The following is a 13,099-nucleotide window of genomic DNA, read 5'->3' on the forward strand; positions in this document are numbered from 1 at the left end:
GCGCGGGGGCGGTGGGGGCAGGTCACGACCAGCGCGCGATGGCAGGCAGATCGCTACCGAGCCTCAGGCGTTCGAGGAACAGCACGACCGCCGCGGCGGCGGTGCGGTGGGTGGCGTCGTTGAGGGCGTCGTGCTTGCCCCCGTCGATGGTGACCAGCTCGGCCCGGGGCGCCGCCGCGTAGCGGGCGCGCACCTGGCCGAGCGGGCTGACGAGATCCGCCGTGCCGTGCAGGCCCAGTACCGGCACGTTCACCCGGCCCAGATCACCGTCGGCCAGCCAGGCCGGCGGCACGGGCGTGTCCAGGCCCCCGCGGCGCAGGTGCGGATCAGCGCTCAGCCGCGCCTGATGCGTGGGGCAGGCCGTACGCGCCGCGAGCTCGGCCGCCCAGATGCCCTCACCGTCGGCGTCCTGTCCTCCCGCCGCAGCTCCCCCCGCTGCGGCCGAAGCGGCGGCCGCCACATCATCCGCGGCCGCGGGTCCACTGCCCGCCGGAGCCGGCCGGCTGTCCGCGGCCGTCGGCAGGCCCACGAGCAGCAGTGCGTCGGCCTGCACAGCCCCCGCCGCCGCGAGGGCGGCGACGAACGCGGCACCCCCGTCGGAACCCGCAAGCACCCGGGGCGCGGGCAGGTCGGGATCGCTCAGCAGCGTACGGATGTCTGCCGTCACCGCGTCGGCGTCGAGGGTTGGGTCGCCGATCACGCGCACGCGGTAGCCGTCGAACGCGATCCGGGCGCCGAACCGCTCATAGATGCCGGGATGCTCGCCTCGCCCGACCACCAGGATGATCGTCCCACGCGGGGCGACGGCGGGCGGGTTGTCCCACGCGGCAATGGTCGGGGCCGGCGCGGGGGCGGTGGAGAGCTGGGCGGAGGTCATCGGGGCGTCCTTCGTCCGGGAGTGGGGGCTCGGTCCGGTAGGGGGATGCGTGTGCGGTCGGGATGCGGGTGGCAGGGCAGATGGTGCTGGCGGGTGCACGCGGGGTGCCGACGGCGCCGACCTCGGAGGGTGCGAGGACACCGGGGTTGCGGGCTGTCGGCGCGCGGGTCAGGTACGGACAGTCAGCCCCGTCCGGGTAGCTAGGGCACGGGGCGGCAGGACAGGCGGAGGGCTGGGGGTGGGCAGTGGTAGGGCGGGAAACGCCCTACCTGGAGAGGCTTGGGAGCGCGGGCGGACGTGCACCGCTTATGCCCCGGGCTGCCGGTGAGCCCATGCCCGCCACGCTGTCGCGCAGTGCGAGGATCGGGGCTTGACCTGCGTCTAGGGCGGCGGCGCCACATATCGCGGCGAGCCGGGACGCTCGACAGGAAGGCGCGACGGTCCCGGTAGGAGAGGGCCGTCCGGCCGGCTGGGGCGTCCCCGCGCCGACGCAGTCAGGCGGGGCCTGGGTAGTGCCCGGATCCGGCTGGCGCCAGCGGTGCGGGTCGCGTCAGAGGCAGCGACAACAGGACGACGCGAGGATGCCGAAGTCGACGACCCGTCGACGAGTCAACATCCGCCGGGGTAGCGGGATGGCGACGGCACAGCCGGCACGAGGGGCGTTGACCTGCCCGAACCGGGTTGCGCGCGACATGCCGACCATGTCCATGAGAATCGTGGGTTTTCCTGCGGTTGTCCAACGCCGATCCGCGATCGTACCGATCAGGATTCGCGATCGGTTCGTGTTATCGTGCGCCCTGTGTCCTCCGTGCTCGACATAACCGCTTTGCGCAGCCTCATCACGATCGCCGACAGTGGCGGCTTCCGGCGGGCTGCGGAGAGCCTGTGCGTCTCGCAGTCTGCCGTGAGCCAGCACGTCCGGCGGCTGGAGAAAACGGTCGGGCGCCCGCTGGTCGAGCCGGACGGCCGGGCCACCCGCTTCACCCACGAAGGTGAGCTCCTGCTCGCCGCGGCGCGGCGGATTCTCGCCCTGCACGACGGCACGCTCGAGCAGCTCGGCGTCGGTGCCCCGGCCCGGCCGTCCACCATCACCGTCGGCGCGACCGAGCACGCCGCGGATCATCTGCTCCCGCTGTGGATGGCGGCGCTCACCGCCGGGTTCCCGGATGCGCGCGTGCAATTCCGCCTCGACCGGGGCGCCCGCCTCACCGAGGCGCTCGACCAGGGCGCGGTCGATGTCGCCGTGCTGATCGGCTCGGCCCGCGCCGCCGCGTCCCGGCCGGCCGGCGCCCTGCCACTGGCCTGGTACGCGGCGGCCGGCTGGACGCCGCCGCCACCGGAGCGCCCGCTGCCCCTGGTCGCCATCAACGATCCGTGCACCATCCGCAGCCAGGCGCTGAGCACGCTGGCGCGGGTCGGCCGTACCGCTTGGGTGGTCGGCGAGGCTGGTCATCTCGCCGGGGTGCTGCAGGCCGCCCGAGCTGGAGTCGGGGTGGCGCTGCTCGCCGATGTCGGCCCGGTCCCGCCTGGCCTGGTTCGGCGCGACGACCTGCCCCCGGTCGACCCCGAGCCGTTGCACATCCGGACCCGGCGGGGTGCGCCACCCCAGCTCGCAGAGCTCATCGGCGACACCGTCGTCGCCGCGCTGGCCTGACGCCGGCCCCGACCCCTGGCAGCCGCCCGCCGCCCAGCTGGTCGACGAGACTGTCTGGCATGACTGCGGGTCACGGTGGGCATGCCCACCGTGGAGGTGGTCCGGATGGTGCCCGCGTTGGCGATGCCCGCCGCTGCGACGGAACTGTCCCAACCGGACACGGTGGTGGCGGATCTGCTCGACATCCTGCGCCGTCAGCTGCGGATGGACCTCGCCGCGCTGGCCAGGATCGACGACGAGCACCTGGTCCTGCAGGTGCTGCGCGGGGACGTTGACGGGTTCGGGTTCTGCGCGGGCGCAACGATTAGCCGGCAGGAATCTCTGTTGGGGCTGGTGCTGGCCGGCGAGCTGCCGGAGACCGTCGAGGACACCCTGGCGGATCCGTGCCTCGCCGGCAACTGCGACGTCCGCGAGCGGGGCATCGGCTCCTACACCGCGGTGCCCATCGTCGACAGCGAGGGCCGGGTGTACGGCATCCTCTGCTGCGTCGGGCACCGGGCCCGCCCGGGCAGCCCCGAACGCGACGGGCGCTTCCTGCGGCTGCTGGCGGCGTTCCTCAGCGACGCCGTCCTCGACCTGCACGAGATGTGGGAGCGGCGGCGCCAGATCTGGCAAGAGGTCAGTGACCTCATCGACAGCGGCGGCCCCCAGATCATCTTTCAGCCGATCTTCCGGCTCGAGGATCAGCACATCATCGGGGTGGAGGCACTGTCCCGGTTCCCGGATCTCGTCGGTGGGGCGCAGCGCTGGTATGCCGATGCGGCCACCGTCGGTCTGAGCACCGAGCTGGAACGGCTCGCAATCGAGCGAGCGCTCGCCGTCCTGCCCGTGCTGCCCCCCGACCTCACGCTGGCCGTCAACGCCTCCCCGTCCACCATCGCCGCCGGCCTGCTGGACCTCCTGCCGGCCTCGGTGGCCGGCCGGCTCGTCGTCGAGATCACCGAGCACGAGCATATTGGAACCGACAGGCACCTGCTGCTGGCCGTGGAGGTGCTGCGCAGCCGGGGTGTCCGCATCGCCATCGACGACATCGGCACCGGCTATGCGGGCCTGGAGCAGCTCCTGCACCTGCGCCCAGACATCATCAAACTGGACGGCGTCATCACTCGTGGCATCGACACCGACGCCGCCCGCCGTGCCATCGCGAGCGGACTGGTCGAGGTCGCCAGCGAGATCGGGGGCACCGTGGTCGCGGAGGGCATCGAAACTCCGGCGGAACTGGCCACCGCGATGGGCGCAGGCATCCCTTACGGCCAGGGCTATCTGCTGGGCCAGCCCAGCCCACCCTCGGAGGCGGCCTGGCTGCGGCCTGACACGCGGCGATCCGGCGCCTGGCCACGCAACGTCCGCCCCGAACCATCCAAGCCCGCGGGCCCCGGCCCACGCGGCCGCCCACTGGACGGGAAGCCCGCGCCAGCACCGGACACGGGCGCTCCCTCCAGCCGCCGGGCCAGGGGTGGCACGGCTGCTGCCCGCGGCGGCTCGCCACCGACTGAGGATCGGACGCCGCCGGACCGTACCGCCGCGCCCCACTGGTGAAGGCCGGGGGCCGCCGATGATCCCAAGATCTCCGGGGGGCTCCCCCCGGACGCTTGCCGAGTGCACGTCTACCTCCTGGTAGATGATCAGTCCGTAGCCACCTCTTGTCGGCTTCGGGTAGACGGGTGAACGTCGGTGGAGGTGAACCACCCCGACGCCGGGGTGTCGGGGTTGCCGGCTACGGGCCGCTGGAGCGCGACGGCTTGGACGCACTGTCCGCCTGGTCGGGCTGATCCCCCTTGGGGACCCAGGAATCGGGCTGCCGGCAGCATCTCCCGGACATGACCGAGGCCGCGATCCACCGAACTCGGCGGAGGACACGCAAGCCTACTTGCGTCTTCATCTTTCCCATGCGCCTCAGAGATGCCCGCCACCAGCCGAGCGACTTTGTCGGCGTGGTCCGAACATTACCCGTGAACCAGTCTCTGTCAAGGCCCATTCCTAGCCCTCCTCCGCTCGCTCGAATTCTCGACCACGTGGCGACCACAACACCAAGAAAAGACATTCTTACGACCGAAACCACAAGGACAGGAACGACGGTTCGACATCTCGGCGGGGCTCGTCTAATCTGCGTTCATGCATTCATCGCCACACGGGAAGGCGTCCACTGCGGATTCATCGGGGCGTCTTGTCAAACCCGCGGGCTCGCCCGTTCCGCGTGGCCCCGACGGCAGAGCCCCATCCCGCCAGGAGGGGCCCGCGGGTCCGTGCCGACTCGGCGCCCGTCCCGTCGCCGATGCTGGCCTCCGCATCGCACGGGTGCCATCTGGACAGGCCACGGGGCCGCGGTTGGGTGTTCGCGGCTCGTCCGCCATGACCGTCCCTGCGGCACTGGGTGCCTGCGCGGCGCCGGGTCGGCGGGCCGCCGTTGGCTCTCGGGCCAGACAGACGCCGGATGCATGAAAACGACCCGGGAAAACCTGCGATATCGAGGACGGTATTCACCGATGCCCTCTCGCAACAAAAGGAGATCCGATGAGGTTCCGGACGCGACGCCCGTCCATGCGACGACTCATCCGCCCGGACTCCGGCCCGCAGTCGGCGGACGTGAGTCGCACGGGAAAACACACAAGATGGCGGCGGGCGCGGGACGGTAATGCACGCCTGCTCTGGTTGGCGGCGAGGCCCGCCGGGCCGGGCAGGGGACGCCCCACCCCCGATCCGCCCCACGACCATCAGGTAAAGAAGGTAAAGCAGCACCTGTTGATCTGGACCTGGTTCCACTCATGGCACGCAAGGAGACGTGATGCCCCCGTTCTCCGTCGGTCATCCGGCGACGAAGGCCGCCGATCCGCTGCGCGTCCCGAGGCGCGCGGCGCGCAACGCCAGGACCTCGGAGGTCGTGGCCGCCTCGATCCGGTCGCAGGTCGCGCGTGGCGAGCTGAAGGCAGGCGATCGCTTTCCGCCCGAGGACCAGCTGATGGAGATCTTCGGCATCGCCCGGACGACTCTGCGGGAGGCCCTGCGGATCCTGGAGGCCGAAGGCCTGGTCACCGTTGTTCGCGGCCGGCACGGCGGACCCCGGGTGACGACCCCGACCGTGGAACACCTGACACGGCTGTTCGCGCTGCTGCTCCAGATCGAGGGTGTCGCCATGACCGACGTGTACGCGGCGCTGGCGGTGATCGAGCCGCAGATGGCCGGTCGGCTGGCCCGCAACCGGGACCCGCGCATGCTCGCGGAGCTCAAGACCGTCATCGAGACCGCCGCGGCAGCGGCCGGGGAGGAGGGCGCCACGTTCAGCGGGGCCGCTGCCGCGGTTCACGAGAAAATCTTCGAGCACGCCGGCAACGCATCCCTGGCGATCTTCGCCCGGCTGCTGCGCGAGCTCGTCACCCAGCACTCCCGCCGGTCCGGCCAGGCTGCCGACAGGACCGGGCGACGCCGTGCGCTGCGGTCGTACCGCAAGCTGTACAAGCTGGTCGAGGCCGGCGACGCCGATGGGGCCGAGGCCCACTGGCGGTCGCAGATGTCGTATCCGAGCAGCCACTCGACGCAGCCGGTGGATCTGTTCTCCTGACCGTCGTCCATGACGGCGACCAAGGCTCACCGCGGCATACGGCGTCGGCGCGCCGACCGTTCTCGAAGACTTTCGCGGCCAGACCCTCCTGGACGGCGGCGGGGATGACGAGGACGGCGAGCAGGAGTCCGAAAGTGTCGGTGATGAGGGACCGCCTGCGGCCGTCGACTTTTCTTGCCGGCGTCGTAGCCCCGGGAGTCCGCGCACCAGCCGACAAGGCTCCCCGCCGCAGCCCAACACCGAACCAGGACGCCATCAACGGCCACCCCGCGCCGGACGGGAGCGCCAGGCGAAGGCATCCCGATACGCCGACGGACGACAATCCGAAGCAGCGGCAGTCGGGCCCGGCCAGGCGCCGAGCCGATAAGCAGTGCGGGCCGCGCACCCGCTCACGGCGCCCGGCCAGACCGGATGCCGCCCGGCGGCCCGGACCGCCGCGGCCCGCTATCGTCGGCCGATGCCCGTCGATGATCCCGATCCCCGGCGTACCCAGCGGCAGCGCCGCGCCAGCAGCCGCGAACTCATCCTCGACGCGGCGGTCCAGGGACTGTTCGAGGACGGTTACGCCCGGACGACCACCGTGGCGATCCAGACCAGAGCCGGAGTGTCCCGTGGCCGGCTGCTGCACCACTTCCCGTCCCGGGAGGACCTGCTGGTAGCAACGGCTCAGCACCTGGCCCACGAGCGCATCGAGGAAATGCGACGGTTTGTCCTGGCCGCCACCCCCGGACCCACCACCGGCGGCGCACGGGTTGACCTCGCCACCGAGCTGCTGTGGGAGACCTTCCAGGCGCCGTACTTCTGGGCGGCGATGGAGCTGTGGACCGCGGCGCGCACCGACACCGATCTCGCCGCGACCCTCGCGGCCGCCGAACGACAGCTCGGCAGCGCGATCAACCGTGTCGTTGCGACGATGTACGGGCCGGTACTCAGCGCCCATCCGGACTTTCCCGCAGCCCGGGATCTGATCTTCACCAGCATGCGCGGGGTCTCCATGACCTACGCGGTCACCAGGCGCAACCCGCGAACTGATCCCTATCTGACCCTGTGGAAGCGGGTGTTGCGCGAGATGCTGACGGGGCCGGAGGGCTGAAGTGCGGCAGCGCCGCAGCCCCGTCATGTCCGACGACAAACTTACGGTCAGGTCTGACTGTTAATGTGGCGGGGTTTCCGACGCGAGGAGTACCTCGATGGCGAGCGATCGACCGTTGACGTCCCCAGCACAGCCCGACGCGGCTCTGAAGGTGCCGCGCATGCAGGACCGGATGACCCACGACGTGTGGCTTCCCGAGGAGACCGTCGCGCTGCGGTCGCAGGCCCGCGAGGCGGTGGAGAAGCGGCTGGCGCCGCACGCCCGCGAGATCGGCCGGCGCGAGGAGTCCGCGGACAGCTTCCCCTGGGCTGCGTTTCGGGGCCTGGCGGAGGAGGGCCTCTTCTCGGTGCCGTTCGGCGCGGACTTCGGCCGCGGCCTGACGTATCCGATGCTGGGGACCTGTACGGTCACCGAGGAGATCGCCTACCACTCGTCGTCGATGGCCGGGGTCTACGACGGGCAGTGCATCCTGGTGCCGCAGACCCTGACGTTCGCCTCGCCGGCGCTGCGCGCCCGGCTCATCCCAGAGCTGGTCAGCGGCCGCACGGCCTTCTCTTTCGCCACCACCGAACCGGAGACCAGCTCAGACCTCACCGCTACCCGGATGCAGACCGTCGCGGAGCGCACCGCCGACGGCTTCGTCGTCAACGGCCGCAAGCACTGGATCACCAACAGCGTCGTCGCGGGCTGAGTGTCGGTGCTCGTCCGCGCGGGACGGTCGGACCGGGCGACGATGCTGCTGGTCGACCTGTCCTCGCCGGGCGTTCGCATCGGCGCGCCGGATCTGAAGATGGGCCACCGCGGACAGATCACGGCCGACATCGTGTTCACCGACGTGCACGTGCCGAAGGAGAACGTCCTGGGTCCGCCCGACGGCGGCCTCGGTGTGGCGTTGTCCGCACTGGTGCGCGGACGGATAGGCATCGGCGCCGCCGGCGTCGGGGGCGCGCAGGCCGCCCTCGACCTCGCCGTGCACCGGTTACGCACCCGGCACGTGTTCGGCAGCCCACTCGGCGGCATGCAGCACTGGCAGTTCCAGATGGCCCAGCGAGCCACCGAGATCGAGTGCGCCCGCTCGCTGTACCAGAAGGCCGCGCTCCTGCTCGACCGCGGCGATCGCAGCGCCGAGCCGGAGGCCGCGATGGCCAAGGCATACGGCACTCGCCTGGCCAACGACCTCGTCCGCGAGGCCATCCAGATCTACGGCGCGGTCGGCTTCACCCGCCGGGTGGCCGAGAGCGGCGAATCGGTCCGCCTCGAGAAGATGTACCGGGACGCGAAGATCCTGGGAATCTTCGAGGGGGCCAACGAGCTCCAGCAGTGGATCGTCGCTCGCCAGCTCATCGGCCGCGACGTCACCCGCTGATAGACGCTGTCTTCACAGGTCAGAGCCCCAATTCGGGTGCGGGCATGTCCTCGGCCGGGTGCGAGCTGCTGTCCGGTGGCATCCGGTCTGGTCCGGTCGTATCCGGCTCGCCGTGGCCTGTTCGTGGACCAGACCGCGCCGGCTGCGCGGCCGAGGTGACGTCGGTTATCCCGTCCTCGGCGGCCAGGGCCGCGTCGATGCGCCGCCGGGCGGCCTCGTCCTGGCCGGCGATGCACTTCGCGTAGACGAGCAGGCACACCCGCACGGAATGGCCCGCCCACTCCGCGACCTGGGTGACCGGGACGCCTGCGTTCAGCCAGCCGGACACGGCGGCGTGCCGCAGGTCGTACGGCCGGCGCGCCAGCGGCGACGCCTGCTCGGCCGGGGTGAAGTGCGACCTCGCGGGCCTGCCGCTACCTCTGCAGGTACCGGGTCGCCTTCACGGGCCCCTCACGTTCCGACCGGAACAGACGTCCGTCGGCGGCGACGCCGAACGTGTCGACATGGCGGCGCAGGATCACGACGAGCCGCGGGTTCAACGGCACCGGCCGCCCCTGCCCCTTCGCCCGATGCTTGAGCTCCCGAGGCTGGCGCGGCCCGTCCGGAGCGTCGGACCAGCGGGGCGAGATCTCAGGGTTGTTGCCATCCAGCAGCGCCTCACCCCAGCCCGACGCCGGCAGCGTCAGCTGGTCGAGACGTAGCTCCTGGAGTTCACCGGGTCGCAGCGCGGCATGGTAGATCGTGGCGTAGAAAGCCTCAAGATCAGGGGCATGCTCGGCGACCACCACGAACAGGCGGCGCGCCTGATCGGCATTGACGACAACACGCCGATCGACCTCAACGAGCCTGCGCGGCGGGCTCCAACCGAGATCGACGAGCGGGTCGGCGTCCAGGTCACCGCGAGCGACGGCTTACCTGATCGTCATATCGAAGACCTGGCGTCGGCGGATCGTGGTGTTTGCCGCAGCCGGAGTTCCATCCATCCGACGGGACAACGCACCGAGGGCCGCCCGGGCGACCTCCGGGTCGGCCAGGTTCCGTGACGGGCCGGCTATGCCGCTCCATCCAGTCCAGCACCCCCGCCCAGCCGACAGGCGGCGTCGCCTCACGGCGGCGGCCATCCCGACCGGGACGGTGCGTACGCCGGTGTTGAACGTCCAACCTGCCAGGGCCTCACGGACAAGTTCCTCGAACTCCGCCGGCACGGTAGCGTCGAATAGGGCAACCGTGACCGCGCCGAGCCCCTGCGCGATCGAACGCCGACTACCAGGAGCCCGACGCTCCTCCCACTTCGCGTCCGTGAAGCCCCGAGCCACCTCAAGCCACGAACGCGGCGGCGGTGGCGCCACCGCCCGCTGGGCGAGCACCTCCCGCACCGGCAAGCCTGGTAGCGACATCGAACGCCTCCCCCTTCTTCACCGCGGTGAAGATCTCCGCCCGGCGCGCCTCAGCCGCCCCTCGTGACGAACGAGCGGGCATTCGCCGTTGGCCGGCCGGCGACCGACCAGCGGGCCTGCCACGTCGACCGCCTCTTCCCCTTAATCTCGCGAACGGACCAGACACGGACGTCGAACGAAGTCTGCAGATCCTCTCCGTACGCGCCGTTCCCAGCAGGACCGCCGGAGGTAGCGGTGCTCATCGGACCGGATCCCGGGTCAGGCCGTCGAGCCAGGTATTCAGATCGTCACGGGCGACCCGGATCTACCCGTTCGGCAACTTGATGACCTTCGGCCCGGTCCCTTTCCGCTGCCAGTCATGCCAGCTCGATCGCGGCAACGACCCGTCCGGCCCGCCAAGCTCCACAAGCACCTGGTCAAGGGTCAGCAGGATCCGCTGGTCGATCCGGACCGGCTGCTTCTTCCCCTGGGTGGGCCGCGTCGACCGAGCAGTCGGACCCGGTCGGGCCCGCCGTACCGGCCGATGCCACACCGGCCATACTCGTCTCGTCGAGGCGCGCGAGAACACCTTCCGATCGATGCGGCAATTGGCCACCGACCGTAAAGGATGTCCCCATGGCGCGGCGGTCGCCGGTATCCCCTCCCGCGCCGGCCCCGGCGCCCGATCGCGCCCCGCCGGTCGGATTCCCAACGCCGACCCAAGTGGTCAATGCGGCGAAGGCCGTCCGGCTGAGGAAGCAGCTGGCCGCCCAGCCGCCCTCGATGGTGAACCTGGTCAAGCTGGCCGGCGTCTCGCTGGACAAACACGGACTCGGCGATCACCGGGCGCGCGTGGCGCTGTGCCTCTACATCTCGGCCTCGATGGGCAGGCTCTACCGGAGCGGCAAGGTCCAGGAGCTGTGTGAGCGGGTTCTCGGCCTGGCGGTCCAGCTCGACGACGACGGCAGGTGCGACGTCTTCACCTTCGGCACCGGCGGGTACGAGGAGGGCCCGATAGACCTGCGCAACTATCACGGTTGGGTCGAGAGTCTCGTCCGCCGCCGGCGTCTGGAAGGCGGAACGCATTACAACAAGGCGATGAGAGCCGTGCGCGAGCACTATTTGCCCGAGGGCCGCGGCAAGAAGCGAACATCGCCCCGTCCGGACAGTCGTCCGGTCTATGTCATGTTTGTCACCGACGGCCACACCAGCGACAAGAACGGCACTCGGGACCAGGTCGCCTGGTCGTCCTACGAACCGCTGTTCTGGCAATTCATGGCGATCGGCCAGGCCCGACGCCCGAGCGGGGCCAGCGCCCCGCCATCGCCGCGCCCGAAAACCCTGTTCGGTGCGGGACGCGGTGGTCTCATGGCCCGCCTCGCGGCGGCGATCCAGATGGACTTCTCTTTCCTGGAGGAGCTCGACGAGATGGGCGGCCGCTATCTCGACAATGCCAGCTTCTTTTCCGTGGCCGACCCGGCGGAGCTCACCAACGAGCAGCTCTACGAGTTGATGATGACGGAGTACCCGAGCTGGCTCAGGCAGGCCACGGAGAGGAATCTGATCAACGGCTCCTGAGCGCAGCGACCGGTTGTTCTCATGGGCCGCGTCCACGGTCGCACGGCCCGCCGCGAGGTCCGCGACGAGCTCGCCAACCGCCGAGGATCACAGCGACGTCGCGTGATGCGGACAGTCTGGGTGGATCGCTGCTGTGTTCAGCCCACCCACCGACCACGCGAGACGGGAAAGTGGGTCGTTCGAGCGGCGGATAACACGCACGGTCTTAAGGGTTACGCTTGGCAATCGATCACTCGGTCGGAAAACGCTCCGACAAGCTATGCCAACCTCAGGGCCTCGACGGTAGCAGCCCCTCCCGCATGATCCAATTCGTTTTCCCGAAGCCCTGCGCCGACCTTCGGTAGCCGTCAGTGACGATCCCGCCACCGCAGCGACGGGAATTCGGGGGATTTGCGGCGACGAGCGGCAGCGGCGCTGGTAGGCCGATCCGCCGCTCGACCAGCGAGCCGAGGGCGACCGGAACCGCTGCGGCGGACCCACCGGGGCACCGCTCCCCGTTTCGTCGGTGCCTCATGCCGCTTTGGCCTCGGTTCCCACCGGCTGGTTCCGTTCGCACCCCCGTGACGCCCACGACGGCAGGCCTCCCGACGGGAGTCGACGGGTTGGCGCGATGAGTGGTAGGTTGGGCCCGTTGCAGTTGTAGGTTCCTTGAACGTATGGACGCCCGCGGGTTTCGACTGCGGGCGTTTGTCGCGTTCCGGCCGGTTCGACAGTGGGAGCGATCACCCCGCGGCACCCCGGCCGGCACCAGTCGGTCCGGTTCGGCTCCCACGAAGGAGAAGCACATGGCTCAGGGCACTGTTAAGTGGTTCAACGGCGAAAAGGGTTTCGGTTTCATCGCGCAGGACGGCGGCGGCCCGGACGTTTTCGTTCACTACTCGGCGATCGACAGCGCGGGCTTCCGCAGCCTGGACGAGAACCAGCGCGTGGAGTTCGACGTCACGCAGGGCCAGAAGGGCCCGCAGGCCGAGCACGTCCGCCCGGTCTGACGCACGCCCGCCGGCGTCTGCGTCTCGGGTGCCTCAGCATTGATCGTTAGAAACACCTGAACAGCTGCGCGGGTCGGTATCCGACCCGCGCAGCTGTCGTTGTGTCGGCGGTACGCCGCACAGGCCATGATCGCGACGAGTCCGGGGAAGCGTCAGACGGAACCGTCCGCACAGCGCTGCGCGCCGCCTGCCACTCCCCGAGCCCGCCCAGCTGGACGGCGTTGGACACGGAGCGCAGGTGTGGGATGGCGTCAGCGCCTGACATGGGCGGCCCGGGCCCGTGGCGGGGGGCTGTCGGATCGGTGAGACGCCGGCGACGGTGGACGGCCGAAACTGGGGCGGCTCCCTACCGAGCTCATGCGCTGCGATCGGTCCCACCCGGCGCGTTGGCAGATGACGCAAAGCTGACATCCCGGCCACGGAACGACGCGGATCGCCTAAGATCACCGAATATGACCGCGGTGGGCACGCCGTCGCTTCCCTCCACCCCGTCGGCGCCGGCCACGGCCGCGCCGCCTCCGTCCGCCGCCCGCGGCGTGGTGGGCACGGCCGCCGGGGGCGCCGGCCGTGTGGCCGGCTCTTCGGAAACGGGCGGCGGATCGGAAAC

10 protein-coding genes and 2 pseudogenes are annotated in these 13,099 nt (G+C 70.6%); 8 read left to right on the top strand and 4 right to left on the bottom strand.

The window, feature by feature from the left end; genetic code table 11:
* Positions 1-22: 22 nt before the first annotated feature.
* A complete protein-coding gene (locus FRAQA3DRAFT_RS08725) occupies positions 23-877 on the bottom strand; it encodes a lysophospholipase (protein ID WP_009738702.1) in 855 nt (284 codons plus the stop codon).
* A 799-nt stretch (positions 878-1,676) separates the two neighbouring features.
* Between FRAQA3DRAFT_RS08725 and FRAQA3DRAFT_RS08730 the strand changes: the two genes are divergently transcribed.
* The 3 genes from FRAQA3DRAFT_RS08730 (at position 1,677) to FRAQA3DRAFT_RS08740 (ending at position 6,090) form a co-directional block, all read left to right on the top strand.
* Complete coding sequence (locus FRAQA3DRAFT_RS08730; RefSeq protein ID WP_035920708.1) at positions 1,677-2,531, top strand: LysR family transcriptional regulator; 855 nt, start codon at positions 1,677-1,679, stop codon at positions 2,529-2,531.
* 81 nt (positions 2,532-2,612) lie between these two features.
* Positions 2,613-4,070, top strand: coding sequence for an EAL domain-containing protein (locus FRAQA3DRAFT_RS08735; RefSeq protein ID WP_232291976.1), 1,458 nt, complete (start codon positions 2,613-2,615; stop codon positions 4,068-4,070).
* Positions 4,071-5,316: 1,246 nt separating this feature from the next.
* Positions 5,317-6,090: a FadR/GntR family transcriptional regulator gene (locus tag FRAQA3DRAFT_RS08740; protein WP_009738706.1), complete on the top strand. Its 774-nt coding sequence runs from the start codon at positions 5,317-5,319 to the stop codon at positions 6,088-6,090.
* 85 nt (positions 6,091-6,175) lie between these two features.
* Here FRAQA3DRAFT_RS08740 and FRAQA3DRAFT_RS34760 read toward each other — a convergent pair.
* Positions 6,176-6,293 (bottom strand): annotated as a pseudogene (locus FRAQA3DRAFT_RS34760) (IS5/IS1182 family transposase); the annotation flags it as partial.
* A 254-nt stretch (positions 6,294-6,547) separates the two neighbouring features.
* Between FRAQA3DRAFT_RS34760 and FRAQA3DRAFT_RS08745 the strand changes: the two are divergent.
* The gene (locus tag FRAQA3DRAFT_RS08745; protein ID WP_035922599.1) at positions 6,548-7,183 is read left to right on the top strand and encodes a TetR/AcrR family transcriptional regulator; all 636 of its coding nucleotides are present in this window, start codon (positions 6,548-6,550) and stop codon (positions 7,181-7,183) included.
* 97 nt (positions 7,184-7,280) lie between these two features.
* Positions 7,281-8,549, top strand: a pseudogene (locus FRAQA3DRAFT_RS38555) (acyl-CoA dehydrogenase family protein).
* 19 nt (positions 8,550-8,568) lie between these two features.
* Here the strand turns inward: FRAQA3DRAFT_RS38555 and FRAQA3DRAFT_RS36925 are convergent.
* Both FRAQA3DRAFT_RS36925 and FRAQA3DRAFT_RS36930 read right to left on the bottom strand, forming a co-directional pair.
* Positions 8,569-8,877 (bottom strand): hypothetical protein, encoded by a 309-nt coding sequence (locus FRAQA3DRAFT_RS36925; RefSeq protein ID WP_035920710.1) that lies wholly within the window; start codon positions 8,875-8,877, stop codon positions 8,569-8,571.
* A gap of 85 nt (positions 8,878-8,962) precedes the next feature.
* A complete protein-coding gene (locus FRAQA3DRAFT_RS36930; protein ID WP_232291979.1) occupies positions 8,963-9,337 on the bottom strand; it encodes a hypothetical protein in 375 nt (124 codons plus the stop codon).
* Between FRAQA3DRAFT_RS36930 and FRAQA3DRAFT_RS36935 the strand changes: the two genes are divergently transcribed.
* The 3 genes from FRAQA3DRAFT_RS36935 (at position 9,320) to FRAQA3DRAFT_RS08775 (ending at position 12,492) form a co-directional block, all read left to right on the top strand.
* Positions 9,320-9,592 carry a hypothetical protein gene (locus tag FRAQA3DRAFT_RS36935; RefSeq protein ID WP_035920714.1) on the top strand — a complete coding sequence of 91 codons (273 nt, stop codon included), beginning with the start codon at positions 9,320-9,322 and terminating at the stop codon, positions 9,590-9,592. The genes FRAQA3DRAFT_RS36930 and FRAQA3DRAFT_RS36935 overlap by 18 nt on opposite strands.
* A 969-nt stretch (positions 9,593-10,561) precedes the next feature.
* The gene (locus FRAQA3DRAFT_RS08770; RefSeq protein WP_009738708.1) at positions 10,562-11,503 is read left to right on the top strand and encodes a VWA domain-containing protein; all 942 of its coding nucleotides are present in this window, start codon (positions 10,562-10,564) and stop codon (positions 11,501-11,503) included.
* A gap of 785 nt (positions 11,504-12,288) precedes the next feature.
* Positions 12,289-12,492: a cold-shock protein gene (locus tag FRAQA3DRAFT_RS08775; protein WP_007507818.1), complete on the top strand. Its 204-nt coding sequence runs from the start codon at positions 12,289-12,291 to the stop codon at positions 12,490-12,492.
* The last annotated feature ends 607 nt before the right edge of the window (positions 12,493-13,099 follow it).

Source organism: Frankia sp. QA3, assembly GCF_000262465.1.
Taxonomy (GTDB): Bacteria; Actinomycetota; Actinomycetes; order Frankiales; family Frankiaceae; genus Frankia.